Here is a 25,973-nt window from a genome sequence, read left to right as displayed (position 1 = left end):
GGCGGTGAACCGACGCAATCAGGGTTTTTGGCTGTTGTTGTGATCTAGATGCCCAAGGACCGTCCACATGTTGCAGATCGACGATGGGTCCTGCGCAGAAGGTGACCCTAGGGTGATGTCAGTCGGATGCCTTCGGGTCCGCCCGATGGAGCCCGTGCAGCGGACCAACCGCGTGACATGCTTTGGTGGCCCTTTCGAAGCTTGCGCGTCGCTGGATACGGGAAAACCCCACGATTCGATGCTGAAAGTGCGTGTTTGATGGGGCGAAGCGTCTCGTCGGGGCAAAAATTCTCGTGATCTTGCCAATTTGAATTTGAAACTGGTGTCTGTTTGACGGTTTCATTAGGGCAGGGTCATGCGCCGAAGGGAACAGGGTTGGGTCGGTGCGTGTTTGTTTGAGAGAATTAAGAGGAACCGTATGTTTACACGCCGCCAAATGATTGCATCACTCGCCGTGCTGGCCGCGCCAGCGCTTGTCCGTCCTGCCATGGCGGCCCCCAGTGAGTGGGACGCGTGGGACGCACAGATCACTCCGGCGAATTTCGATCTGGGATCCACCAACCCGTGGGGCTTGCATCCGCGGCTCCTGCCGACCCGCGTGCAGGCCAACCCGGGACTGACACCGGGCGACATTCATGTCGATGCCGTGGCGCGGTACCTTTACCACATTCAGGCCGACGGCTCGGCCATGCGGTATGGCGTGGCGATTGGCCGGGACGGGCTCTACGAGCCGGGCGTGTACACGATCCGGCGCAAGGCGAAATGGCCCGCGTGGCGGCCCACCGACGCGATGATTGCCCGTGAACCGGATGTTTATTCGCAGTGGGAAGACGGCATGCCTCCGGGGCCGGACAACGCTTTGGGCTCGCGTGCGCTTTACCTGTATGTCGGCAGTCGCGACACGTATCTTCGCATCCACGGCACACCTGCGCCGCGCTCTATCGGAACGCGTGCGAGTTCTGGGTGCGTGCGCATGGTGATGGCGCATATCAATGCGCTGTACGATCAGGTGGATACCGGCGTGACGGCGTATCTTTATCCCACCAAGGGTGGACGCCTCTAACGACAAGGTCGTTTAGCTGGCCGGTCGGGTGCAGATCGGATTTCCGTTGACGGTGCGCAACGGCAGTTCAGTTGTCTCGACCGGACCGACATGGGTGTACCAATAGCATCCGTCGTCGGGCCGAACACGAGCTGTGGTCAGGTCCTGAAAGGGAGCCGCGATCGACGACACGGATTCCGGCACGGTCACGGTGCCCGAGCTGCGGCTTGTCGGGACGGGTTCGCAGGCCGCGACGGCCAGCAGGATCACAGGACTGGCGAGGAGAACAACGCGTCTCTTCATGATGGTGCCCTCTTCGGCTTATCTCGTTCTACGCGAAAGTGGCATTCCAATCCGCACCCCGCAAGCCCATCGGATGCGTTGATCGGACAGGCATGGCGGGAGGGTCACGCTTTGCTTACAGCGGCTTGGACTCTGTCGCGCTGTCGCGCTAGGTAGCGCCTCGTGTGAGAGCCGGTGATCACGGGCTGACGAAGTTGAGGGGACGCACTATGGCGCAGGAGTATCCGGTTTACGGACGCATCGACGGGCCGATCGTGATGATCGGGTTTGGGTCCATCGGCAAGGGAACGTGGCCCTTGATCGAGCGGCATTTCGAGTATGACGCCGACAAGTTTACCGTCATCGAGCCTGATGCACGGCAGGCGAATTTTCTGAAGCAGCACAAGATCAATCATCGTCAGGTGGCGCTGACACCTGAGAATTATCGCGACGTTCTTGGAGAGCTGTTCGCCGAGGGCAAAGGCTTTTGCGTGAACCTGTCGGTGGATACCTCGTCGCTCGATCTGATGAGGTTCTGCCGTGAGATGGGCGTTCTGTATATCGACACTGTGGTCGAGCCTTGGGCGGGGTATTACTTCGAAACGACCGACAACGCGGCACGGACGAATTACGCCCTGCGGCAGAAGGTGCGTGACGAAAAGGCTTCCAATCCGGGTGGCACGACCGCGGTCAGCTGCTGTGGGGCCAATCCCGGCATGGTGTCGTGGTTCGTCAAGGAAGCGCTGCTGACGCTTGCCAAGGATACGGGCCGCGACGTGGATGTGCCTCAGGACCGTGCCGGATGGGCAGGATTGATGCAAAACCTGGGTGTCAAAGGTGTGCATATCGCCGAACGTGACACGCAGGCGCGTCGCCAGCCGCGGCCGCGCGATGTTTTTGTCAACACATGGTCGGTCGAGGGGTTCATCGCGGAAGGCTTCCAACCGGCAGAGCTTGGCTGGGGTACGCATGAGACGTGGTTCCCGGAGAACGGCCACCGACATGACACTGGCTGTCATGCAGGGATTTGGCTGGAGCGTCCGGGGGCGATCACGCGGGTGCACACTTGGTGCCCGACGCCCGGGCCGCAGTTCGGGTTTCTCGTGACGCATAACGAGGCGATCTCGATTTCGGACTATTACACCGTGGGCGATGCGGCTGAGCCGAAGTTCCGTCCCACCTGCCATTACGCGTACCATCCGTGCGACGATGCGGTGCTGTCCTTGCACGAGATGTTCGGGTCCGGCACACAGCAGAAGGTGCATCACATCCTGACCGAGGACGAGATCGTCGAGGGCATCGACGAGCTGGGCGTGCTGCTTTACGGGCATGAGAAAAACGCGCTTTGGTACGGGTCGCGCCTGTCGAACGCCGAGACCCGCGACCTCGCGCCATACCAGAACGCCACTGGCTTGCAGGTCACGAGCGCAGTTTTGGCCGGCATGGTCTGGGCATTGGAGAACCCCGAAGCCGGGATCGTGGAAACCGACGAGATGGACCACGCGAGGTGCCTCGAGGTACAGCGGCCCTACCTTGGGCCGGTCGAGGCGCATTACACCGACTGGACGCCCCTTCAGGACCGCTGGGAGCATTTTCCCGAGGATATCGACGAGAGCGATCCTTGGCTGTTCCGAAACGTACTCGCGACCTGAGCTCTAGGCCGGTGCGGGGGTGAAGGCGCCTCCGCGTCGGCTGCGCAACAGGATCACGATGATGATCGCGATGTTCATGCCGTTCCAGACGATGCCGTTGACGAAGGCCCACTGGTAACTGCCGGTCAGGTCATAGATCAAACCGGACAGCCAGCCGCCAAGGGCCATCCCGAGGATGGTCATCATCATGACGAACCCGACGCGCGCGCCTGCTTCGCGGGTGGGCATGTATTCCCGCACGATGACGGCGTAGCTTGGCACGATACCGCCTTGGCTCAGTCCGAAGATGAGGCTGACAACATAGAGCGACACGAGACCGCCTGCGGGCAGGTAGAGGAAAAGCGCGATGGCCTGCAGGGTGGAGCCGATCAGGAGCGTGGGGATGCCGCCGATCCGGTCAGCCAGGGTGCCGGAAATCAGCCGGGAGACCACACCGCCGAGCAGCATCAGGGACAGCATTTCCGCGCCAACCGCCGCGCCGAAACCATAGTCGACACAGAGCGCCACGATATGGACCTGTGGCATCGACATCGCGACGCAGCAGCCGATCCCGGCGATCCCCAACATGATCTGCAACTGGCGCGGTGTGAAGCCGCTTGCCTTGGTGCGGCTGGCGGATTGGGTGTCGGCGGTCAGGATGGCCTCATCCGGGAGCGCGCGGCGCAGGAGCAGGGTCATCGGTGGAACAAGCACCAGCGTGACGATGCCGATGGCGGTGTAGCTCCACCGCCAGCTTTCGTCGCTGGCCACCGCTTCAAGCGCGAGGGGCCAGATCGATCCTGACAGGTAATTGCCCGAGGCGACAAGGGCCACTGCGATCCCGCGGCGGTTCAGGAACCACTTGGACAGATCGGCAATCAAGGGGCCGAAGCCAATTGCCGAGGCGAAGCCGATGAAGAACTGCAGGATCGTCAGCAGCCACAGAGACGGGCTGAGTGCGGCGAGGATGTAGGCGACTGCGACCCCGACGCTGCAGACCGTCAGCGTCAACGACACGCCGTAGCGATCCACCGCGCGTCCAACCACGAAATTGCCGAGGGCAAAACCGATCATGGTAAGCGTGTAGGGGATCGAGACGTCAGCGCGGCTTGCGCCGAATTCGGCCTGCACATCGGGCATGACGACGATGGGAATCCAGATGCCGACATTGATGACAATGGCGATCGCCACCGTCACCAGAAGTCGGACCCAGGAGTATCGGCTGTCGAGGACGGAGGCGTCGGTCATGAGGTCACCTTACGGTCTTTGCGGGTCCGCGCCAGAGCGTTTGTTGCGATGCTTGACGCGGCGCAGTCTGCGGTCTCTGGTGGGCGCGGTATGGATGAGATCAAAAGCCACGTTCTGCAGGATGGCGATACGGCGATCACCGTGTTGTCGATGGGCTGTGCGGTGATGGATTGGCAGGTCCGGGACCGTCATGTCGTGTTGGGCTATGCCGAGGCCGACCACTACCGACAGAACCCGGCGTCGATGGGCGTGGTCTGTGGGCGTGTCATCAACCGGATCGAAAATGCACGGTTCACACTGAAAGGGCGGGAACATGTGTTGCCGGCCAATGGCGGGGCGCATCACCTGCACGGAGGCCCAGGCGGACTTGGCTGGCGCAACTGGAAACTGGAGGCGGACGGTGACCGCGCAATGCGGCTGACAATTGTGTCTGAGGACGGCGATCAGGGATACCCGGGACGCGTGGCTTTCGAGGTTGTCATGTGGCTCGACGGCGGAAGGCTGACATGGGAGATGTCGGGCGTGCCGGATCGGGAGACGCCGATCAACCTTGGGCAGCACTTGTATTTCAATCTGAATGGCTCGGGCACGATTTGCGACCATATGCTGAGGGTCGATGCGGACCGCTTCACACCCAATCGCGCGGATCTGGTGCCGGAGGGGCGTATCGCGCCCGTTGACGGGACGGTGTTCGATTTTCGCCAAGCGCGGCGATTGGATGAGGCCGAAGGGTGGGATGGCAATGTCGTGCTGAATCCGAGCGACGACTACGTGGCCGAAGTGACCTCACCTGATGGGTTGCAGTTGCGGCTCTGGACGGATCGGCCCGGTTTGCAGGTTTATACCTCGAACACCCTGTCGCATCAGCTGCCCGAAGGGCCCGGTGCTACGCATCGGCGGTATGCCGGGCTCTGCCTCGAAGCGCAGGATTTGCCGAACGCGGTGAATGTACCGGCGTTCGGGTCGATCATCTGTTCGCCTGTCACACCGTATCGCCAGGTGACATCCGTGGAAATTCTTTAGGCACTCGAATTGGCTGCGCCAATCCGATCCGTGCGAGGGGCTCTGCCCCTCGCGCTCCCCGAGGTATTTTTCAAACAGAGTAGATCAGGTTGCGGTCTCTGCGGCGAGGTCTTTCAGAATCGGGCAATCGGGTCGATTGTCGCCGGCGCAGCTGTGGACAAGCTCGGAGAGCGTGTCGCGCATGGACTGGAGCTGGGCGATCTTGTCCTCGATCTTGTGCAGGTGCGCTTCAGCCAATTCTTTCACATCGGCGCTGGCGCGGGACTTGTCTTCGTAGAGCGTGAGGAGTGTGCGGCAGTCCTCTATCGTGAAGCCGAGCGTGCGGGCGCGGTTGAGGAAGGCGAGTTTGTGCAGATCGCTGTCGCGAAAGGCACGGTAGCCATTCACGTCGCGCAGCGGTTTGACGAGGCCGATCTCTTCGTAATAGCGGATCGTTTTCGACGGCAGGCCCGAGCGTTTGGCCACTTCTCCAATGTTCATGCGCGCACCTCTTTGAACTGTGGTTCCGGCGCTGCGTCGTGCTGTACCGCCGCGATATTGCGCAAGCGAAGCGCGTTGCTGACCACAAAGACCGAGCTGAGCGCCATGGCCCCTGCACCCAGCATCGGGGAGAGGAGGATGCCGAAAGCAGGGTAGAGCACGCCCGCCGCGACGGGGATCAGCGCGGTGTTGTAGGCGAAAGCCCAGAACAGGTTCTGGCGAATGTTGCGCATGGTCTGGCGAGAGGCTTCGACCGCGTTCACGACACCGGACACGCGTCCCGAGGACAGCACGATATCGGCCGCTTCGATCGCCACGTCTGTGCCGGTTCCGATGGCAAGGCCGGTGTCGGCTTCGGCCAACGCGGGCGCGTCGTTGATGCCGTCTCCGACGAAGGCGACGGGGCCGAACTGGTCGCGGAGTGCCTTGAGGGCGTCCACCTTGCCGTCGGGCAACACGCCTGCCGTGACATGGTCGATGCCCAACTGACGCGCGATGGCGGTCGCGGCGGCTTCGTTATCGCCGGAGATCATCGCGACCTTCAGTCCTTGGGCATGAAGCGCGTCGATGGCGGGTTTGGCGCTGGGCTTGATCTGGTCGGCCACGGCGAAGACGGCGGCGGCGTTGCCGTCTATGGCGAGGCAGACGAGGGTGTGACCCTTGTCCGAGAAGCGTTGGATGGCGTCCTGCAGGGGTGTGGTGTCGACGCCCTGAGTGGTGAGAAGCCGTTCGGAGCCGACAAGGATGATCTGGTTGTCGATTTGGGCCTTCAAACCGTAGCCGGGAACGGTTTCGCTGTTGGTGACCTCGGGCAAGTCTGCCGGAGCGCCGGACAGGATCGCGCGGGCGATGGGATGGTCTGAGCTTTGTTCGACGGCTGCCGCCATTGCGAGGGCCTGCGTTGGGTCGATGCCATCGGTATTGGCTTGTTCGACCAGCGTCGGGCGACCTTCGGTCAGTGTGCCGGTCTTGTCGAAGGCGACCACCTTGGCGCTGTCGAGCCGTTGCAGGGCGTCGCCCTTGCGGAACAGAACGCCAAGTTCGGCCGCACGACCGGTGCCGACCATGATCGAGGTTGGCGTCGCGAGACCCATCGCACACGGGCAGGCGATGATCAGGACGGCGACACCGGCGGTCAGCGCATAGCTGAGGTCCGGGCCGAAGATCAGCCAGATGGCGACGGTGACCGCAGCGATGGCGAGGACGATGGGCACGAAGATGCGGACGACCTTGTCCGCCAGCGCCTGGATCGGCAGTTTTGCACCCTGCGCGGTTTGGACCATGTCGATGATGCGGGCGAGCACGGTGTCCTGACCGACCGCCGTCGCGCGGTAGGTGAGGGGGCTTTGCCCGTTGATCGTTCCGCCGGTGACAGGGTCGCCTTCGGCCTTGGCGACCGGGACCGGTTCGCCGGTGATCATGCTTTCATCGATATAGGAACTGCCTTTCGTCACCACGCCATCAACGGCGATGCGCGCGCCGGGGCGGGCTTCGATCAGGTCGTCGGCCTGGACCTCGCCGAGCGGGACTTCGGTAAACGCGCCGTCTCGCATCACGCGCACTGTGTCAGGGCGCAGGCCGATCAGGTGGCGGATCGCGGCGCCCGTGCGGCCCTTGGCGCGCGCCTCCATCCAGCGGCCGGCAAGGATGAGGGTGACGATCACGCCCGCGGCTTCGAAATACACAGCCTGCGTTCCTGCGGGGAGCAGGCCGGGCGCGAAGGTGGCAATCGTCGAGTAGACCCAGGCTGCCAGCGTGCCAAGCGCAACGAGGCTGTTCATGTCGGGCGCGCCTTTGACCAGCAGCGGCAGGCCGATGCGGAAGAAGCGCTGGCCCGGCCGGACGAGAACGAGCGTGATGAGGATGAACTGCAGAACCCAGAACGTCTGCATCCCGATACTGCCCATGATCGCGTGATGGATCGGCGGGAAGATGTGGCCGCCCATCTCGGTCAGGAACACCGGCAGTGTCAGCGCGGCTGCAATGAGCGTGTCACGTTTGAGCGGTGTAATTTCGTCGTGACCATCATCGGGTGCGTCAGGCGTGACGAGGTTCGCGTCGTAGCCTGTCGCGCGGACGATGTCGGCAAGGCGGGCCGGATCGAGCGCGCCATCAAGGATGCGCACCTCCGCGGTTTCAGTGGCCAGATTGACGTTCGCGGAGACGACGCCCGGCTCGGACAAAAGTGCGCGTTCCACACGGCCCACGCAGGAGGCGCAGCTCATGCCTGTGATCTTCAGGCGGTGCGTGCTTTCCTTGGCCGGGTAACCCGCTTTGGTCAGCGCGCCTGTCAACGTCTCGATTGATGCGTCGCCCGAGACCTGCGCCATGCGATTGGCGATATTGACCGACGCGGTCTTGACCCCGGGCGCGGCTTGCAGTGCGCGTTCGGCACGGCCCGCGCAGCCCGCACAGCTTAAATTCTCAACGGCAAAACGAAGTGTGGTCACAGGTCCGATCCTTTGTTCTGGAGTTTAGATAAGGGTTCCAGTGACTGGAAGGTCAAGGGACGGTTGCCGACAAGCTTGTGAAAGTGCTTGTCGTTTCACGTGGCTCACTGCAAAGACTCACGGAGGAGTCCACTCTTCGCCACGTGCGGCGGTGTGATACAGTTCGATAGGGTACTTTTTCCTGCGAAAGACGATTTAAATGACAGTGAATTTCGAAGACGTGTTTCAGCGTGCGCCCACACCGACGATGGTTCTGGACCGGAATTTGGTGTTCGTTGCGGCCAACGCGTCTTACCTCAATCTTTTCAATCTGACGGAAGATGATCTTCTCGGGAAATACGTTTTTGACGCGTTTCCCGAATCAGAAGACCGCGTCCAGGCCATGACGGACGTGTTTCAGCGCACGTTCGTCGAGGGTACATCAACCATCGCAGAGATCCCGTTTCGGATCGACGTGAACGGCGTCACCAAAGAGCAATGGTGGACGGCCACGCAGGTGGCGATCACGGATGAGGCCAGCGGACAGGATTACCTGATCCAGTATACCGAGAACGTGACCGAGCGCGTGAAACTGCGCAATCTGCGCGAGGCCATGTTGGCGGAGTTGCAGCACAGGATCGGCAATATCTTCACCGTTGTCTCGGCGATCTCGCGGCAGACCGGGCGCGTGGCCAAGGATGTGCCGGATTTCCTGAAGCGATTTGATCAGCGCCTGACATCGCTCATCAAGGTGAACAAAGAGCTGTCGGGGCAAAGGGTGGAGTTCGACAAGCTTGGGGATGTCATCATGCACCAGCTATCGGTTCATGCCGCCCATTCCATGGACAGAGTTGCCATCAATGGTCCGGATTTTCCTTTGTCGATGTTGCAATCGCAGGCCGCGTCCATGGCGGTACACGAGCTTGCCACAAACGCGATCAAGTACGGTGCCTTGTCGAACGCGGAGGGCGAGATTGACGTGTCGTGGGAACTGCTTCCGGGCGATGCCTGTCGCCTGATATGGCGGGAGACCGGTCCCATCACGCCTTCCAATGGAAGCGGCGCTGGTTACGGGACGATGTTGTTGACAACGATCCTGCCGAACCAGCTTGACGGGGTGGCCCAGCAAGAGTTCGGAGAAGGATCGTTTACCTACACGCTTGAGATCGGCACCAGATAGCGCGCGTGGGTTGCGGTTGGCTCAACCGGTTCCCGTCTCAGCTGCGATCTCTGCGCGGCTTTTGCGGGCGCGTTCCGTGGCGGATTTGAGCTGACCGCAGGCGGCCATGATGTCTTCGCCGCGCGGGGTGCGGATGGGGGACGCGTACCCGGCTTTGTAGATGATGTCGGCGAAGGCTTCGATGCGTGACCAGTCCGAGCGTTCGTAGGGCGCGCCGGGCCATTCGTTGAAGGGGATCAGGTTGATCTTGGCCGGGATGCCCTTGATCAGTTTGACCAGGCGGCGCGCGTCCTCGTCCGAATCGTTCACGTCCTTTAGCATCACGTATTCAAAGGTGATGCGTTCAGAGTTCGACTTTTTCGGGTACTCGCGCAGCGCGTCGAGAAGGGTTTGGATGTTCCAGCGTTTGTTGATTGGAACCAGCTTGTCGCGGACCTCGTCTGTCGTCGCATGGAAGCTGACGGCGAGGAGGCAGCCGATTTCCTCGGCGGTCTTTGCAATCTCGGGGACGACACCCGAGGTGCTGAGCGTGATGCGGCGGCGGGACAGGGCGATGCCTTCTCCGTCCATCGCAATCTTCATCGCGTCGCGCACGTTGTCGAAGTTGTAGAGCGGCTCGCCCATGCCCATCAGCACGATGTTGGAGAGCAGACGCGGGCCTGCATCACCGGTGCCGACACCCGGTTGGGGCCATTCATCCAGATCGTCGCGCGCCAGCATGACCTGACCGATGATTTCCCCGGCCGTGAGGTTGCGGACCAGCTTCTGTGTGCCCGTGTGGCAGAAGGAACAGGTGAGCGTGCAGCCGACCTGGCTTGAGATACAGAGCGTGCCCCGGTCGGTTTCTGGGATATAGACCACCTCGACTTCGTGACCGCCCGCGATGCGGACGAGGTACTTGCGCGTTCCGTCCGCCGAGACGTTTTTGGACACGACCTCGGGCACCTTGATCTCGAACACGTCATCCAGTTGCGCGCGGTACCCCTTGGCGAGGTTCGTCATCGCGTGGAAGTCGCGCACGCCCCATTGGTAGACCCACTGCCAGATCTGGTTCACGCGCATCTTGGACTGCTTTTCCGGCGTGCCCATCGCGATCAGCGCATCGCGCAGTGCAGGACGGGTCAGACCAACGATATTCGTCTTGCCACCCTCGGGCATCTTGCGCGGGATGGTCAAAACGTCTTGCGTGATCGGTGCTGCGCCGGTCATGGGTGGTGCCTTTCTCGGAATGAGTTGGGTCACATATAGGAGTCTTTGGGATTTGCCAAAGGGGAATGCGCACGGTGCCCGGTGGCAGCGGCAGGGCGTTAACTCCGCTTCTGCACCTGTTCCTGAGACATCATGTGCGCAATCTCGGCGTCCGGTACGGCGTCCTTGGCGTAGGTGAACGTGCCGTGGGACTTCACTTCTTCGGCGGCTCGGATAAGCGCGCCAAAGGCGGCGCGGGCGAAGGACCCACCGACGCTGATACGTGTCACGCCTGCCTCGGAAAGGTCGCTCACCGAATAGCTTTGTCCTTGAAGCCCCATCACAACGTTGACCGGTTTCTCCAACGCATCACAAACGGTGCGGATCGCATCGATCCCGGGAAGGCCCGGCGCATACAAAACATCGGCGCCGGCATTCTGAAAGGCCTGAAGCCGCTTTATCGTATCGTCGAGGTCGGGTCGCCCCCAGATGAAATTCTCGGCTCTGGCTGTCAAAAGAAAAGGGAGGTCGCGGGCCGCGTCAGCAGCGGCCGCGATCCGGTCGACCGCAAGCGCCATGTCCATGATGGGCGCGTTTGGATAGCCGGTTGCGTCTTCGATAGTGCCGCCAACAAGGCCGATCTTGGTCGCCAGCCGGACGGTTTCGGCACAGCTCTCCGGATCGGCACCAAAGCCATCCTCAAGGTCAGCCGAGACCGGTAGGTCCGTGGCTGCCAGGATCTCGGACGCATTCGCAAGCAGCTCGTCCCGACTCAACGCCGAAAACGAATCGCGCTTGCCCTTGGTGAAGGCGTATCCCGCGCTCGTCGTGGCAAGCGCGTCAAACCCGAGCGTGGACAGGATGCGCGCCGAGCCGGCATCCCATGCATTGGGAATGACGAAGGCATGATCGCGATCATGAAGCGCCTTGAAACGTGCATATTTCTCGTGCTGCGTCGACATGTGCGCTCTCCCATCGGTTCCAGTACGACCACTCTAGAGTGGTCGGGATACATTCTGAACAAGCGGTTTGGTCAGAGCAGCGTCCAGCCTTGATACGCCAATCCGATCAGGAATGCGCCGCCCAGAGAAATACCGATGTAAAGTGCGAACACCCGCGGCTTCACCAATGCCCAAACCGCGATGGCTGCAGGCAGAGAGGTCACACCTCCGGCGACAAGGAACGCCAAGCCAGCACCGGACGCCATGCCTTGTTCCATCAACCCGCTGATGAGCGGCAGTGCTGCGTAGCCATTCAGGTAGGCCGGTACGCCAACCACTGTCGCGATGGCAATCGGTCCGATGCCGGTGCCGCCCAGGATAGAGGTGATGGTCTCGGCCGGGACATAGGCGAGCATCAGGCTTTCGAGCAGGAAGGCGAGGGTCAGCCACTGGGCAAGGAAGAGTGTCGTTTTCACCGCTTCCTTGCCGAATTTCTCGACGCGCTCGGACTGTTCCCAGAAGCGCCAGACGACGGGTTTCGGACTGCGGATCTTCGCAGCGCCACAGCCGCCGTTGCCGACGCCATCGCGCAAGGCGTCGTGCAGCACGTGCGTGCCCGCAAGGGCCAGCACGATGAATCCGCCTGCCATGCCAAGGCCAATCGCGGCGAGCGTCTTTGCAATCGCGAATTCGAATCCAAGCACGCCCGATGTCAAAAAGAACATCGACGGGTCCATGACTGGTGATGCAAGCCAGAACGCCATCACGGCAGACAATGGGACGCCCATGGTGAGAAGCGCCGCGATCAGGGGAATCACACCGCACGAACAGAATGGCGAGAGCCCACCCGCGAGCGCGGCCAGAAAGATCATCAATGCGGGCGACCCGGTAAAGGCACGCGCAATCAGGTTGTCGGCCCCGGTGGCCACCGCCCATGCGGCGATTCCGATGGACAAAAGCAGATATGGACCCGTCTGCGTCAGGGACTTCGCCACGAAACCCAGGCTCTCGGTCGCCTGGTCCGGCGCAAGCAGAGCTGTCACGAGTAGAATCAGGGCAGAAGCCAGCCAGACTTTCTGTTTTTTCACTGCGATCCGGAATTGGTTTGCCGGTGCGTTGGAAGAGAGGTCGGCCATGACAGCGTCCTTTTCGGTTTAAGCGGCAGTATCGGGCGCCTCGCCCACGAAACCCTGACAGCATTCTTCAGACAGAAACCCGACGACCCCGGTCATCTTGTCGAAATCGACCGTGTTGATGACAGCGCGGCCCTGACGCTTCTGGGTCACAAGATGTGCGTCCACCAGCATCTTGAGGTGATGCGCCTGCGTAGAGGCCGGAAGGCCGAGATGCGCCGCAATCTCACCCACGGTCAGCCCGTCGTGGCCTGCTTTGACCAAGACGCGGAAGATGCGAAGCCGGGCTTCGTGACCAAGTGCAGCAAGTGCGCGCGCAGTGTCTTCGGTTTTGTCCATATCACTATATAACTAGAAATATGGTTATAATGCAATCCCAAAAAGTGCCGAGCCCTGTTTCCAACGAAAAACGGGGCCGCTCACGCGACCCCGGTCCGTCACCAAAACCTGAATTATTGACTTACTGCGTGCAGCGCCGTTCGGCGTCTTCGACGGCGGCGGTGAAGCCCAGAAGCGAGAAGGTGTCCTTCGTGGTCGTTCCACGAGCGGACTGCGCTGTCAGGATGGCATTCGCACCGCGCTTCATGGCGGTCACGATCTTGGCGTCGTCCTGCGGCGTCGCGGGCCAGGCCCATTCGCCTTCGGTGAAGAGCTCGAACTCCGTCCCGCTGATATTCACGTTTACCGTCGACCCCGGCGCGAAGGGATACCCGCCGGTGAAGGCGACCTGTCCCTGAACTTCTGCGCCCGGCCGATAGAACACCATCAGCAGGATTTCGCCGCGCGTCACCGCCACAACGCGCCCGCCGCGTGTGTTCACGCTTTCCTTATACGTGGTCACAGCCCAGCACTCGCGTGGGTCCTGTCCTTCGAACACGCTCCAATCGGTGATGGCATTCACCCGATTTGTGCTTGTTTCCTGCGCCATGCTGGCACCAGCTGACATCAGTGCCATCGCACCGATTGCCACCCCGCCGATCCATGATTTCATGCGTCCAGCCTCCAGACTGACCTTGGCCTCAATTCGTTTTGTCGCGGCAGTATGTGTTTTGCGTTTGATTATGTCACTGCAACTTTGCTCTCGACGTTGTCAGAATAGCCTGATTAATCACGTCACTTAAAGCCCAATTGGCAGAATTTTGCCCATCGGCAGGGGGGATTTCACATGGCAGAGGCAGCGGTTCTGGCAGAGGTCTGGCGCGGTCCGTTCATGGAGAGCGTACATACCGGTCATGCGGTGATCTGCGACGGTTCGGGTCAGATCGTCGCCGCGTGGGGCGATCCGGACGCCGTGGTCTTGCCGCGGAGCTCTTCGAAGATGATCCAGGCGCTTCCGCTCGTGACATCGGGTGCGGCGGATGCTCATGGCCTGACCTCGGAACACCTTGCGCTGGCCTGTGCGTCGCATCAGGGCGCGCCGATGCATGTGGAGCGGGTCAATCGCTGGCTTCGCGATCTGGGTCTCGATGACAATGCGCTTCGCTGCGGGCCGCAGGTCAGCCGCGACACCGCGCTCAAGCTTGACATGATTCGGGCCGGGGAAAGCCCGTGCCGTGTTCACAACAACTGCTCGGGCAAGCACGCCGGGTTTCTGACGCTGGCACAGCATCTCGGGGCAGGCTCCGACTACATCGATCCCGACCACCCGGTTCAAATGGCCTGCAAAGACGTGTTCGAGACGGCGACAAATGAGGAAACACCCGGCTTTGGGATCGATGGCTGCTCGGCGCCCAATTTCGCCACAACGATGCACGGCATGGCGCGGGCCATGGGTTGGTTTGCGACAGCGGGTCAGCGGTCCGACGGTCTGAGTAGGGCAGCGACCCGACTCACCGAAGCCATGTACACGCATCCGGAATTGGTGGCCGGTGAGGGCCGGGCCTGCACACGGCTGATGCGCGCGTCCAAGGAGCCGGTTGCTCTCAAGACCGGGGCGGAGGGATATTTTGTCGCGATCCTGCCAGAGCGCGGGCTGGGCATTGCCGTCAAAGCCGCGGACGGGGCGACCCGTGCCGCCGAATGCGCCATTGCCGCGTTGTTGGTGCGTCTCGAAGTATTTGAGGCCGCTCATCCCGAAGTGGCGGCGTTCCTCTCGCCGACCATTCACAACTGGGACGGGCTTGCCACCGGTCAGATCATGCCAGCGCGCGGTCTTCTGGTGTGACAAAGTCATCCCGGCTGTAGCCCTGCAGGAACAGCAGCGCCGTCAGGTCGCCGTGATTGATCCGGAGCTTGGCCTCGGCCTGCACACTGGGTTTCGCGTGAAGTGCCACACCGGATCCGGCGCGCGTGAGCATGCCAAGGTCATTGGCACCGTCGCCGACCGCGAGAACATCAGCCGTGTCCAGCCCAAGTCGCGCCGTGATGTCGACAAGCGCGTCGACCTTGGCTTCGCGCCCAAGGATCGGACGGGCAACGTCGCCGGTCAGTTTGCCATCAGCCACAAGCAATGTGTTGGCACGGTTCTCATCGAAACCGAGGGTCTGGGCCACGCGCTCCGTGAACGCCGTGAAGCCGCCGGACACAAGCGCGGCATAGCCATGGTTGGCCTTCATCGTTGCGATCAATTCCGGACCTCCGGGCATGAGCGTGATGCGTGTGTTCAGAACGTCGGTAATGACGGTTTCCGGCATGTCTTTCAGAAGGCCGACGCGCTCCAACAATGCGCCTTCGAAATCAAGTTCCCCGTTCATCGCGCGGGCCGTGATTTCCTTGACCTGCGCACCCACACCCGCGACTTCGGCCAGCTCGTCGATGCATTCCTGCTGGATCATGGTGCTGTCCATATCCGCCAGGAGCATCCGCTTTCGGCGGTTCTCGGACGGTTGGATGACAAGATCGATGCCCTGATCCTGAAGCGCGGTCCAGCTGCTTGCGGCGGTGTCGGGAAGCGCTGGGATGGAAAACTCGGCGGCCTCATCAGGCGACAACCACACCAGGTCGCCGCCGCCCCAAGCGTTGCGCAAGGCTTCTGCAAGAGCCGGGTCCAGCGTGTTCGGTTTGGCGATGAGCGTCGTGGTCAGCATGTGAACTTCCTTTGCGGTCAAGCGGCGCTTTAGCCACCACGCCGCGAAATGACCAGCCGGAAGGAAAGATCGAATGTGCCTTCTTCTTTTTCCAAATATGCCCGCCGGAGGCATTGTCTGGCGTTGACACTGGCCCCTGCGCCGATGTTTCCGATCCGCGACGGCCACTTAAGTGCCGTCCCGCAATTGCGTCACATTGCCTGCATTTTCCGACTTGCGCGCTTCTGGCGGTGCGCATAGACCCGCCCGTGGGACACCCCTCCCCAACGAGGGGCGCTTATCTGGAAGGGTAGCATCAATGGCTATTGCACAACCGGCAACGCGGCCGGCCAATCCGCGTTTTTCCTCTGGCCCCTGCGCCAAACCCCCCGTTTTCAAGCTGGACAATCTCGCTGACGCGCCTTTGGGTCGATCCCACCGCGCCGCTGTGGGCAAGGCCAAGCTGAAGGCCGCGATCGAAGAGACGCGCGAGATTTTGGGCGTGCCTGCCGACTACAAGATCGGCATCGTGCCTGCGTCCGACACGGGTGCGGTCGAGATGGCGATGTGGTCGCTGCTGGGCGCACGCAAGGCAACGATGGTCGCTTGGGAAAGCTTCGGCGCGGGCTGGGTCACGGATGTGGTCAAGCAACTCAAGATCGAGGCCGAGGTGAAAACCGCCGAGTATGGCCAGATAATCGATATGGCGGCAATCGATTACGACACCGACGTGGTGTTCACGTGGAACGGAACGACCTCGGGCGTGCGTATGCCGAACGGCGACGCGATCCCGGCGGATCGCGAGGGTCTGACGATCTGCGACGCGACCTCTGCGGCTTTTGCGCAGGACCTGCCGTGGGACAAGCTCGATGTGACGACTTTTTCCTGGCAGAAGGTGCTTGGTGGCGAAGCGGCGCATGGGATGTTGATCCTGAGCCCGCGTGCGGTGGAACGGCTTGAGTCGTATACCCCTGCCTGGCCGCTTCCGAAGATCTTCCGGCTCACCAAAGGTGGCAAGCTGATCGAGGGTATTTTCGTTGGGGAAACCATCAATACACCTTCGATGCTCGCGGTGGAGGATTACCTGCAGGCGCTTAAGTGGGCGCGCTCGGTCGGCGGGCTCAAGGGTCTGATCACGCGGGCGGATGCCAATGCGAAAGCCGTTTGGGATTTCTGTGATGCCAATGACTGGATTGCCAACCTTGCCGAAGACCCGGTAACGCGATCCAACACGTCGGTCTGCCTGAAATTCACCGATGCGCGCATCACCGATGGAGCCGCTTTTGCCAAAGCCGTTGCCAAACGGTTGGAAGCCGAAGGCGTGGCACTTGATATCGGCGCTTATCGTGACGCCCCGGCGGGCTTGCGCATCTGGTGCGGTGGCACGGTCGAGACGGCGGACATCGAAGCGATGCTGCCGTGGCTCGACTGGGCGTTCCACGCCGAAATCGACGCGCTGGCAAAAGCTGCCTGATCCGACATTCCTGACGCTCATCAAGCCCGATGGCTTTCTTCGCGAAGTGAGGCGTGGGCCTCGATGAGCGCTTTCCCCGACAAAAAGGACCACTGACATGGCCCCTCGCGTACTCATCTCTGACAAACTCTCTGATGCCGCCGTGCAGATCTTCCGCGACCGCGGGATCGACGTCGATTTTCAACCGGATCTTGGTAAAGACAAGGACAAGCTGGCCGAAGTGATCGGCCAGTATGACGGCCTTGCGATCCGGTCGGCCACCAAGGTCACACCGACGATCCTCGACAAAGCAGACAACCTCAAAGTGATCGGTCGGGCCGGGATCGGCACCGACAATATCGACAAGGAAGCCGCGTCGAAGAAAGGCGTGATCGTGATGAACACGCCCTTCGGCAACATGATCACAACAGCTGAACATGCCATCGCAATGATGTTCGCCGTCGCGCGGCAAATTCCCGAAGCGTCGGCCTCCACCCATGCGGGCAAGTGGGAGAAGTCCAAGTTCATGGGCGTCGAGTTGACCGGCAAGACGCTGGGTGTCATCGGCGCAGGCAATATCGGTGGCATCGTCTGCGACCGGGCGCGTGGTCTCAAGATGAAGGTCGTCGCCTATGACCCCTTCCTCGGCGAAGAGAAAGCCAAGCAGATGCAGGTCGAGAAAGTCGATCTGGACGACCTTCTCAAGCGTGCGGATTTCATCACGCTGCACGTGCCGCTGACGGATCAGACGAAGAATATCCTCAGCCGCGAGAACCTTGAGAAAACCAAGAAGGGCGTGCGGATCATCAACTGCGCGCGCGGCGGTCTTGTCGATGAAGAGGCACTCGCCGATCTTCTGAAATCCGGGCACGTGGCTGGTGCGGCCTTTGACGTGTTCAGCGAGGAACCTGCCACGGACAATCCGCTGTTCAATCTGCCGAACGTCGTTTGCACCCCGCATCTTGGCGCGGCGACCACAGAGGCGCAGGAAAACGTGGCCTTACAGGTGGCCGAGCAGATGGCGAACTACCTTTTGACCGGTGCTGTTGAGAACGCCCTGAACATGCCGTCAGTGACGGCTGAAGAAGCCAAGGTCATGGGGCCGTGGATCAAGCTTTCCGATCATCTGGGCAGCTTTATCGGTCAGATGACCGATGAGCCGATCAAGGCGATCAACATCCTCTATGACGGCGCCGTGGCCGAGATGAATCTCGAGGCTCTGAACTGTTCGGTCATCGCGGGGATTATGAAGCGGGTGAACCCGGACGTGAACATGGTGTCCGCCCCGCTTATTGCGAAAGAGCGCGGGATCAAGATCTCGACAACCAACCAGGCGCAGTCCGGCGCGTTCGAAGGGTACATCAAGGTCACCGTAGTGACAGACACGCGCGAACGCTCGATCGGCGGGACTGTCTTCAGCGACGGCAAGCCGCGCTTCATCCAGATCAAGGGCATCAATATCGACGCCGAGATCGGCCAGCACATGGTCTACACCACCAATGAGGACGTACCCGGGATCATCGGTACGCTCGGCACCACCATGGGCTCGCACGGTGTGAACATCGCCAACTTCACCCTTGGCCGGTCCAGCCAGAAAGGCGAAGCGATCGCGTTGCTTTACGTGGATGAGCCGGTTCCGGCAAAGGCATTGCAGGCCCTGAACGATACCGGCCTCTTCAAGCAGGTGAAGTCCTTGGAATTCGACGTCGCCTGACCGCCGAAGATGGGCGTGGTCTGCGTTGACAGACCGCGCCTAGGCGCTGCGCGGCGTGTCAGAGCCGCCCAAGGCGCGCCACGCCTGCCATTGCGACAGAAATACCTGACCTGTGAGGTCGCGGATCAGATGCGTTTTCTGCAGCCTGTCCATGACTGGGCCCTTGACCTCGCAGAGGTGCAAATCGATGCTGCGTGACCGCAAGGTCGTGTTGATGTCTTCAAGCGTTTCCAAGGCGCTCATGTCCACCTCGTTCACTGCGGACATAACAAGCACGAGGTTGCGTGGCGGGTGATCCCCCGCGGTCCGTTCTTCGATCAGGTCTTCGAGAAAACGCGCGTTGGCGAAGTAGAGGCTTTCGTCGACACGCAGCATCAGCGTGTCGGGCAAAGTCTCCACCTCGTGGCGCAGCACATTGCGGAAGTGCTCGGACTGCGGCATGCGCCCCACCTCGGCCACGTGTGGACGAGAGGTCTTGTAGAGGTGCAATGCAATCGAAGCGGCGACCCCTGTCAGGACACCGGGTTCGACACCGAACGCCAGCGTGGTGATGAGCGTGGCGGCGACGGCGATGAAATCGACCTTCGAATATCCCCAGGCACGCTTCAGGATGCCGAAATCGACAAGACCCAGAACGGCGACGATAATCGTCGCCGCGAGAGTTGCCTTCGGCAAATGGAAGAGCAGCGGTGTCAGTGCGAACGCGGCGAAAGCCAATCCGATCGCGGTGAAAGCCCCCGCAGCGGGTGTGCGCGCGCCGGCGTCGAAATTGACGACAGATCGGGCGAAGCCACCTGTCACCGGGAAGCCGCCCGAGATGCTGGATGCGATGTTGGAGGCACCGAGGGCGAGGAGTTCCTGATCTGGGTCGATGCGTTGCTTCCGCTTCCGCGCCAAGGTCTGGGCGACCGAGGCGGATTCGACGAAACCAATGACCGAGATCATGAGCGCAGGCACCCAAAGGTCGCGTATCAAACCAAGGTCTAAGCTGGGCAGGCCAATTGGAGGCAGACCAGTTGGCACACTGCCGACAAGCGCCACGCCCTGCGCGCCGAGGTCAAGCGCCCAGGCTGCAACTGTGGTGCCGATCACGACGACGATGGGGCCGGCTTTCGCGGTCAATTCCGCCGCGCGGGCCTTGAACCCGATCTTGAGCAACGCGGCCTTCAGGCTGCGCCGCGACCAGATCAGACTTGCAAGCGCGATCCCTCCGACAATGACAGTGGGCAGATGCGTGTCGGGCAAGGATTGCGTCAGCGAGTGTAGCGTTTCGACCAATGTGTGGCCGTGAGCGTCGATGCCCAGAAGATGCCGCAGCTGCGACGCTGCGATCAGGAGGCCCGACGCCGTGATGAAACCGGAAATCACCGGATGGCTCAGGAAATTGGTCACTTGGCCAAGACGCAATAACCCCATGGCAAGAAGCATGCCGCCCGACATGAGGGCGAGGAGTGCGGCGGCGAGGGCGATGTCCTGTGGAGTTGTCAACCCAAGCGCGCCAATCGCGGCTGCGGTCATCAGGGACAGTACCGCAACCGGTCCAACGGCCAGCGACCGGCTTGTACCGAAAATGGCATAAGCCACGAGCGGTAGAATAGATGCATAGAGGCCCATCTCGGGCGGCAGACCCGCAAGCAATGCGTAAGCGAGCGACTGAGGGATCAACATGATCGTGACGATCACCGCCGCCATGCTGTCATCAACCGCGTCCTGACGGCTGTACTGCCGCGCCCATCCGAGGATAGGAAGGAACGTGGAGAGGGTGCGCTTGCGTGTCACGAGAGTGGGTCCTTGATCAGGTCCCACTCTATATATTCACATTATTGAATTTGAAAAGCCCTTTACGACGCGATTTCACTCGTAGCTGAGTGTCGTCGCCTTGCCCCGGAACACTGTATAGGCCAGTGCCGTGTAACCAAGGATCATCGGAAGCACGAAACAGGTGCCTATCAGGATGATGAACAGGCTTTCGGGCGCGCTCGCCGCTTCGTAGATTGTGATCTGCTCGGGTACAATGAACGGATAGAACGAATAGGCCATCCCAAAGAAGCCGAGGACAAAGAGCACAATCGTCGCCGCGAACGGGAACCACGCAAAGCTGTCATCCTGCGTGGGCAAGCGGCGCAGCGCGATCCAAAGCAACGCGATCAGAGCTGCGGACATCAAAGGCAAAGGCAGAAGCAAGAAGAACTCGGGCATCGAGAACCATTTCTCGAAAATGCGGGGGCTGACCCAAGGCGACGCCAACGATACTGCACCAAGACCCAGAACAACGCCCCAGATTCCGCCTTTCGACCAGGCAACCGCCTTTTTCTGAAGCTCGCCATCTGTTTTCAGGATCAGCCATGTGGCCCCGATGAAGGAATAGGCGACGGTCAGGAACACTGCCGTCACGCAGGCGAAGAGAAGCGTGAACGGCGTGATTTGAAGACCCATGATGTAGAGGCCCAGCATGTATCCCTGGCTCAGCGAGGTCATCATGGAGCCGATGTAGAACGCATTGTCCCACGATTTCTTGTACGGAGCCGGGGCCTTGACCCGGAATTCGAAGGATACGCCTCGTAAGATGAGGCCGATCAGCATGATCGCAACGGGGAGGTAAAGCGCCGTCAGGATTGTCCCGTGTGCGGACGGAAACGCGACAAGCAAGATGCCAATCGCCAACACAAGCCACGTCTCGTTTGCGTCCCAGAACGGACCAATGGACGCGATCATGCGGTCCTTTTCCTCGGCTTCGGCGAAGGGGAAAAGAACCCCGACGCCAAGGTCGAAACCGTCAAGAACCACATAGATCAGGATGGACACGCCCAAGAGAGCCGCAAAGGCGAGGGGCAGCCAGACTTCTGGATCGCCGAACAGATACATAATGGTTACTCCGCTGCGACCGTAACTTGCGCCTTCGGCGCGACCGGGATGCGAGGCCCGATCCGTTCGCCTTTGCTGGCCTTGCGCGCGAGGTAGAAGATGACACCCACATAAGCTGCGAGAAGCAGCACATAGATCACAAGGTAGGCGATCAATGTGCTCAGCACCATCGGGGCAGGCACGTCAGCCACCGCGGCTTCCGTTGTCAGCACACCCTGTACGAGCCAAGGCTGGCGGCCGATTTCAGTCGTGTACCAACCCGCAAGTGTTGCGAGCCAGCCCGAGAACGCCATCGGCACGAGTGCGTAAAGCAAGGGCTTCGGCAAGCCTTCGACGCCCCGACGTTTGCGAGCCATGAAGTACACGGCTGTCCAGCTGAGCAGCAACATGGCAAAGCCTGTCGCCACCATGATCCGAAAGCTGAAGAAGACAGGCGCCACCGGTGGGTGCTGAACCGTTCCGTCCTCAGCCACGAAATCGTTGAGGCCGGGCACCACACCATCTGCCGAGTGCTTGAGGATCAATGACGCGCCGTTCGGGATACCGATCTCGAAGTCATTCGAGCGCGTTTCTTCGTTCGGGATCGCGAAGAGGACCAGCGGCACGTTGGGACGGGTCTCCCAGTTGCCTTCCATCGCCGCGACTTTCTGCGGCTGGTGCTCAAGTGTGTTGAGACCGTGGAAATCCCCAGCAAGGATCTGGAGCGGAATGAGGAATGCGCCGATGGTCAGCCCGGTTTTCAGCGTCGCACGCACACCGTCTGAGCGGTCACCGATGAGCCAGCGGAACGCGCTGATCCCTGCGATCAGGAAGGCCACCGTCAGACCAGAGGCCAGCAGCATGTGTACCAGGCGGTACGGCATGGACGGATTGAAGATAATTGCCAGCCAGTCGGTCGCGTAGGCCACGCCATCGCGCATTTCGAACCCTGCGGGAGTGTGCATCCACGAGTTCAAGACGAGAATCCAGAAGGCAGACATCGTCGTGCCGAACGCCACAAGGAACGTCGACAAGGTGTGCAGCCAGCTGGGCACCTTGGACATGCCGAACAGCATGATCCCGAGGAACACCGCTTCGAGGAAGAAGGCGGTCATAACCTCATAGGCCAAAAGCGGTCCGGCAATGTTGCCGACGCTCTCCATGAACCCCGGCCAGTTGGTTCCGAACTGGAACGACATTGTGATGCCGCTCACCACGCCCATAGCAAAGCTGAGAGCGAAGATTTTGACCCAAAACCGATAGGCTTCGAGCCATTTCTGCTCGCCCGTGCGGCTGAACCGAAGCTTGAAGAACAACAACACCCAACCCAACGCGATGGTGATGGTCGGGAAAAGGATGTGGAATGAGATATTAGCGCCGAACTGGATGCGCGAGAGGATCAGTGTGTCCATGTCAGTACCGCTCAACCTTTCTGTTGACCTGTAAGTTAGGTCAGGAATGCAGGTTTTCAGGTCCCTGCGACCGCAGGGCGCGCGACAGGTTGTCGACCCACTGCAAGACGTTGATTCTAAGATGGAATCGTCCGGTTATCGGGTCTTTTCCATCGGACTGAACAACCGTCGTCTGATCAGAGAACGCCTGACCGAGAAAGCGGTTTCAATCGGTGGCGGTTTTCCTATATCTACAACGTTCGCGGACGAAGGAGACCGCACCAATGGCCAAACCGAAGGACAACCCGAACTACAAGGTGATCGCCGACAATCGTCGGGCGCGGTTTGACTATGCCATTGAGGATGACCTCGAAGTCGGGATCGTTCTGCAGGGGTCCGAGGTGAAGTCGCTTCGGGAAAACACCTCGAACATCGCCGAAAGCTATGCGGCGGTCGAAGACGGTGAGCTCTGGCTCGTGAACTCGTACATTGCGCCGTACAAACGCGCGATGTTTCCGCATGAGGAACGTCGCCGCCGCAAGCTGCTGGTGTCGCGCAAGGAACTGGCGAAGCTCTGGAACGAGACGCAGCGCAAGGGCATGACCCTTGTTCCCATGGTGCTTTACTTCAATCACAAAGGCATCGTGAAGATGAAGCTGGGCATCGCCAAGGGTAAGAAGAACTACGACAAGCGTGACACCCAGGCGAAACGCGATTGGGGCCGACAGAAACAACGTCTTCTGAAAACCGGCGGCTGACCCCGGTCTTCTCCCAATTTGAAAACCTTGGATAGAGGCGCTGTGCGCAAGGGGCTGGCCTTGCGAGTCGCGCCGCGCGCTCTTATGCAGAGTCGTGACACCTCCGGGGGCATGTATGGCACAAGACGATCCCAGAACTCTCGTATCCACCGATTGGCTTGCGTCGCATATGCGCGACCCCGACCTGCGCATTCTCGACGCGTCGTGGCATATGCCGGATAGCGGACGCGATGCCAAAGCCGAGTACGAGGCGGGCCACATCCCGGGCGCACGGTTCTTCGACATCCCCGATATCTCGGACACCCGGTCCGACCTGCCGCACATGGCACCGCCGATCGAGAAATTCATGTCTCGGATGCGCGCCATGGGGGTGGGCGATGGTCATCAGGTCGTGGTCTACGATGGCACCGGTCTTTTCTCGGCTGCGCGAGTCTGGTGGCTGTTCAAGTTGATGGGTCAGAATGACGTGGCGGTGTTGGACGGCGGCTTGCCCAAGTGGGTCGCCGAAGGACGGGAACTGGAAGATCTGCCGCCCATGATCCGGGATCGGCACATGACTGTCCGGCGGCAGGCGCATCTTGTGAAAGACGTCACGCAAGTGTCTGCCGCCTCGAAGCTCCGCGATCAGGAGATCATCGACGCGCGGTCACCGTCGCGCTTCCGGGGCGACGAAGAAGAACCCCGGCCCGGTCTGCGTGCGGGTCACATTCCCGGCTCGAAGAATGTGCACTACGCGTCTCTTCTGAACGACGATCAGACCATGAAGACACCCAAGGACACCCGTGCGATTTTCGAAGCCGCCGGGGTCGACCTCTCCAAACCGGCGATCACCACTTGCGGGTCGGGTGTGACAGCGGCGATCCTGTCGCTTGCGCTGGCGCGGATGGGGAAAGACGACGTTTCGCTTTATGACGGCTCCTGGTCGGAATGGGGGATGTTCCCCACCGTGCCCGTGGCCACCGGAGATGACTGATGTTTGAGACACTCAAAGAACAACCGGCCGACAAGATCCTCGCGCTGATGCAAACCTTCCGGGAAGACCCGCGGGAAGGGAAGATCGACCTTGGCGTTGGCGTCTACAAAGACGCGTCCGGCAACACACCAATCATGCGCGCTGTGAAGGCAGCTGAAAAGCAGCTGTGGGAGACAGAGACGACGAAGGCCTATACCGGCCTCGCCGGCGACCCGGCCTTCGCGGACGCGATGATCGCGTTGGTTCTGGGCGATGCGGTGCCGCGTGCCAATGTGGCCGCGGTTGCGACGCCTGGGGGCACGGGGGCGGTGCGTCAAGGGTTTGACATGGTCCGCATGGCAAACCCGTCGGCCAAGATTTTCGTCAGCAACCCGACATGGCCGAACCACCTTTCGATTCTCAAGCACATGGGCATGACCATGGTGCCCTACCGCTACTTCGATGAGGACAGCCGGGGCGTGGATTTCGACGGCATGATGGCCGATCTGGCGCAGGCCGGTCCCGGCGACATCGTGTTGGTGCATGGCTGCTGCCACAACCCGACCGGTGCGAACCTGAACATGACCGAGTGGCAGGCGGTAGTCGATCTTCTGAACAAAACCGGCGCCACGCCGATGGTCGACATCGCTTATCAGGGCTTCGGCGACGGGTTGGACGAAGACGCTGCCGCAACCCGGCTGATCGCGTCGTCGGTGCCCGAGACGATCATCGCGGCGAGCTGTTCCAAGAATTTCGGAATCTATCGCGAGCGGACTGGCCTGCTCATGGCCGTGTCGCAAAACTCCGCTGCGCACAAGCTGAACCAGGGCACGCTCGCTTACCTCAACCGTCAGAACTATTCTTTTCCGCCGGACCACGGCGCGCGCTTGGTGACGATGGTCCTGACTGACGACGCGCTGCGCATGGACTGGATGGCCGAACTGGAAGAGGTGCGCAATTCCATGCTGGGTCTGCGCGATCTGCTCGCCAGCGAACTGCAACGGGCGTCCGGGTCCGACCGGTTTGGCTTTATCGCGCAACACCGCGGCATGTTCTCCCGGCTCGGCGCGTCGACGGACAAGGTCGATAAACTGCGCGAAGATCACGCGATCTATCTGGTCGGCGACTCTCGTTTGAACATCGCCGGTCTCAATAAGGAAACGGTGCCGATCCTCGCGAAAGCCATCGTTGAGGTGGGGATATAGGGACGCAATACGTCCCTCTCCCTACCGCCCTCCACCCTGAAGGAATTCTGCCAAGGAAGCGTTGAAGCGTATGT

Annotated in this window: 23 protein-coding genes; 10 read left to right on the top strand and 13 right to left on the bottom strand. The window is 60.9% G+C overall.

Going from position 1 to position 25,973, the window contains the following annotated elements:
• Positions 1 to 418: 418 nt before the first annotated feature.
• The gene (locus BUA42_RS10765; RefSeq protein ID WP_072777752.1) at positions 419 to 1,063 is read left to right on the top strand and encodes a L,D-transpeptidase; all 645 of its coding nucleotides are present in this window, start codon (positions 419 to 421) and stop codon (positions 1,061 to 1,063) included.
• Positions 1,064 to 1,075: 12 nt separating this feature from the next.
• Here BUA42_RS10765 and BUA42_RS10760 read toward each other — a convergent pair whose 3' ends face one another.
• Complete coding sequence (locus BUA42_RS10760) at positions 1,076 to 1,345, bottom strand: hypothetical protein (RefSeq protein WP_072777751.1); 270 nt, start codon at positions 1,343 to 1,345, stop codon at positions 1,076 to 1,078.
• A gap of 209 nt (positions 1,346 to 1,554) precedes the next feature.
• Between BUA42_RS10760 and BUA42_RS10755 the strand changes: the two genes are divergently transcribed.
• Positions 1,555 to 2,976, top strand: a complete 1,422-nt coding sequence (locus tag BUA42_RS10755; protein WP_072777749.1) for a homospermidine synthase — start codon at positions 1,555 to 1,557, stop codon at positions 2,974 to 2,976.
• 3 nt (positions 2,977 to 2,979) lie between these two features.
• Here the strand turns inward: BUA42_RS10755 and BUA42_RS10750 are convergent, their stop codons facing one another.
• Positions 2,980 to 4,203 carry an MFS transporter gene (locus BUA42_RS10750; protein WP_072777748.1) on the bottom strand — a complete coding sequence of 408 codons (1,224 nt, stop codon included), beginning with the start codon at positions 4,201 to 4,203 and terminating at the stop codon, positions 2,980 to 2,982.
• Between the two features lie 90 nt (positions 4,204 to 4,293).
• Between BUA42_RS10750 and BUA42_RS10745 the strand changes: the two genes are divergently transcribed.
• Complete coding sequence (locus BUA42_RS10745; protein ID WP_178346894.1) at positions 4,294 to 5,226, top strand: aldose epimerase family protein; 933 nt, start codon at positions 4,294 to 4,296, stop codon at positions 5,224 to 5,226.
• Positions 5,227 to 5,310: 84 nt separating this feature from the next.
• Here the strand turns inward: BUA42_RS10745 and cueR are convergent, their stop codons facing one another.
• Both cueR and BUA42_RS10735 read right to left on the bottom strand, forming a co-directional pair.
• The gene (gene cueR, locus BUA42_RS10740) at positions 5,311 to 5,706 is read right to left on the bottom strand and encodes a Cu(I)-responsive transcriptional regulator (RefSeq protein ID WP_072777746.1); all 396 of its coding nucleotides are present in this window, start codon (positions 5,704 to 5,706) and stop codon (positions 5,311 to 5,313) included.
• Positions 5,703 to 8,165, bottom strand: coding sequence for a heavy metal translocating P-type ATPase (locus tag BUA42_RS10735; RefSeq protein ID WP_072777744.1), 2,463 nt, complete (start codon positions 8,163 to 8,165; stop codon positions 5,703 to 5,705). The genes cueR and BUA42_RS10735 overlap by 4 nt, the downstream gene beginning before the upstream one ends.
• A gap of 190 nt (positions 8,166 to 8,355) precedes the next feature.
• Here BUA42_RS10735 and BUA42_RS10730 point away from each other — a divergent pair, with 190 nt between their 5' ends.
• Positions 8,356 to 9,315 (top strand): sensor histidine kinase, encoded by a 960-nt coding sequence (locus BUA42_RS10730; RefSeq protein ID WP_072777743.1) that lies wholly within the window; start codon positions 8,356 to 8,358, stop codon positions 9,313 to 9,315.
• 21 nt (positions 9,316 to 9,336) lie between these two features.
• Here BUA42_RS10730 and rlmN read toward each other — a convergent pair whose 3' ends face one another.
• From rlmN to BUA42_RS10705, 5 genes are all read right to left on the bottom strand, one after another.
• On the bottom strand, positions 9,337 to 10,524 hold the full coding sequence (gene rlmN, locus BUA42_RS10725) for a dual-specificity RNA methyltransferase RlmN (protein WP_072777742.1): 1,188 nt from the start codon (positions 10,522 to 10,524) through the stop codon (positions 9,337 to 9,339).
• 98 nt (positions 10,525 to 10,622) lie between these two features.
• Positions 10,623 to 11,465, bottom strand: coding sequence for an isocitrate lyase/PEP mutase family protein (locus BUA42_RS10720; RefSeq protein ID WP_072777741.1), 843 nt, complete (start codon positions 11,463 to 11,465; stop codon positions 10,623 to 10,625).
• Positions 11,466 to 11,536: 71 nt separating this feature from the next.
• On the bottom strand, positions 11,537 to 12,580 hold the full coding sequence (locus tag BUA42_RS10715; protein WP_072777739.1) for a permease: 1,044 nt from the start codon (positions 12,578 to 12,580) through the stop codon (positions 11,537 to 11,539).
• Positions 12,581 to 12,598: 18 nt separating this feature from the next.
• On the bottom strand, positions 12,599 to 12,916 hold the full coding sequence (locus BUA42_RS10710; protein WP_072777738.1) for an ArsR/SmtB family transcription factor: 318 nt from the start codon (positions 12,914 to 12,916) through the stop codon (positions 12,599 to 12,601).
• Between the two features lie 121 nt (positions 12,917 to 13,037).
• Positions 13,038 to 13,568 (bottom strand): invasion associated locus B family protein, encoded by a 531-nt coding sequence (locus tag BUA42_RS10705; RefSeq protein ID WP_072777737.1) that lies wholly within the window; start codon positions 13,566 to 13,568, stop codon positions 13,038 to 13,040.
• 174 nt (positions 13,569 to 13,742) lie between these two features.
• On the opposite strand from BUA42_RS10705, the gene BUA42_RS10700 reads away from it, so the two are divergent.
• Positions 13,743 to 14,741, top strand: coding sequence for an asparaginase (locus tag BUA42_RS10700; RefSeq protein ID WP_072777736.1), 999 nt, complete (start codon positions 13,743 to 13,745; stop codon positions 14,739 to 14,741).
• Here BUA42_RS10700 and serB read toward each other — a convergent pair.
• Positions 14,713 to 15,603: a phosphoserine phosphatase SerB gene (gene serB / locus BUA42_RS10695; RefSeq protein ID WP_072777735.1), complete on the bottom strand. Its 891-nt coding sequence runs from the start codon at positions 15,601 to 15,603 to the stop codon at positions 14,713 to 14,715. The genes BUA42_RS10700 and serB overlap by 29 nt on opposite strands.
• 298 nt (positions 15,604 to 15,901) lie before the next feature.
• Between serB and BUA42_RS10690 the strand changes: the two genes are divergently transcribed.
• A complete protein-coding gene (locus tag BUA42_RS10690; protein WP_072777734.1) occupies positions 15,902 to 17,056 on the top strand; it encodes a phosphoserine transaminase in 1,155 nt (384 codons plus the stop codon).
• A gap of 97 nt (positions 17,057 to 17,153) precedes the next feature.
• Positions 17,154 to 18,749 carry a phosphoglycerate dehydrogenase gene (gene serA, locus BUA42_RS10685; RefSeq protein ID WP_072777733.1) on the top strand — a complete coding sequence of 532 codons (1,596 nt, stop codon included), beginning with the start codon at positions 17,154 to 17,156 and terminating at the stop codon, positions 18,747 to 18,749.
• 39 nt (positions 18,750 to 18,788) lie between these two features.
• On the opposite strand, the gene BUA42_RS10680 is transcribed toward serA, so the two are convergent.
• From BUA42_RS10680 to BUA42_RS10670, 3 genes are all read right to left on the bottom strand, one after another.
• Positions 18,789 to 20,528: a SulP family inorganic anion transporter gene (locus BUA42_RS10680; RefSeq protein WP_072777732.1), complete on the bottom strand. Its 1,740-nt coding sequence runs from the start codon at positions 20,526 to 20,528 to the stop codon at positions 18,789 to 18,791.
• 75 nt (positions 20,529 to 20,603) lie between these two features.
• Entirely contained in the window at positions 20,604 to 21,614 is a 1,011-nt protein-coding gene (locus tag BUA42_RS10675) for a cytochrome d ubiquinol oxidase subunit II (RefSeq protein WP_072777731.1), read from the bottom strand.
• Between the two features lie 5 nt (positions 21,615 to 21,619).
• Positions 21,620 to 23,005 (bottom strand): cytochrome ubiquinol oxidase subunit I, encoded by a 1,386-nt coding sequence (locus BUA42_RS10670; RefSeq protein ID WP_072777730.1) that lies wholly within the window; start codon positions 23,003 to 23,005, stop codon positions 21,620 to 21,622.
• A 263-nt stretch (positions 23,006 to 23,268) separates the two neighbouring features.
• On the opposite strand from BUA42_RS10670, the gene smpB reads away from it, so the two are divergent.
• The 3 genes from smpB to BUA42_RS10655 all read left to right on the top strand — a co-directional run bounded on the left by smpB (position 23,269) and on the right by BUA42_RS10655 (position 25,899).
• Positions 23,269 to 23,742 (top strand): SsrA-binding protein SmpB, encoded by a 474-nt coding sequence (gene smpB, locus BUA42_RS10665; RefSeq protein ID WP_072777729.1) that lies wholly within the window; start codon positions 23,269 to 23,271, stop codon positions 23,740 to 23,742.
• A 115-nt stretch (positions 23,743 to 23,857) separates the two neighbouring features.
• On the top strand, positions 23,858 to 24,715 hold the full coding sequence (gene sseA / locus BUA42_RS10660; protein ID WP_072777728.1) for a 3-mercaptopyruvate sulfurtransferase: 858 nt from the start codon (positions 23,858 to 23,860) through the stop codon (positions 24,713 to 24,715).
• Entirely contained in the window at positions 24,715 to 25,899 is a 1,185-nt protein-coding gene (locus BUA42_RS10655) for an amino acid aminotransferase (RefSeq protein WP_072777727.1), read from the top strand. The genes sseA and BUA42_RS10655 overlap by 1 nt, the downstream gene beginning before the upstream one ends.
• Positions 25,900 to 25,973 lie beyond the last annotated feature (74 nt).

The organism is Marivita hallyeonensis (assembly GCF_900129875.1).
In the GTDB taxonomy this organism is placed as follows: Bacteria; Pseudomonadota; Alphaproteobacteria; order Rhodobacterales; family Rhodobacteraceae; genus Marivita; species Marivita hallyeonensis.
Note: the sequence above shows the minus strand (reverse complement) of the source record. Positions and strands in the feature narration are given on the sequence as shown.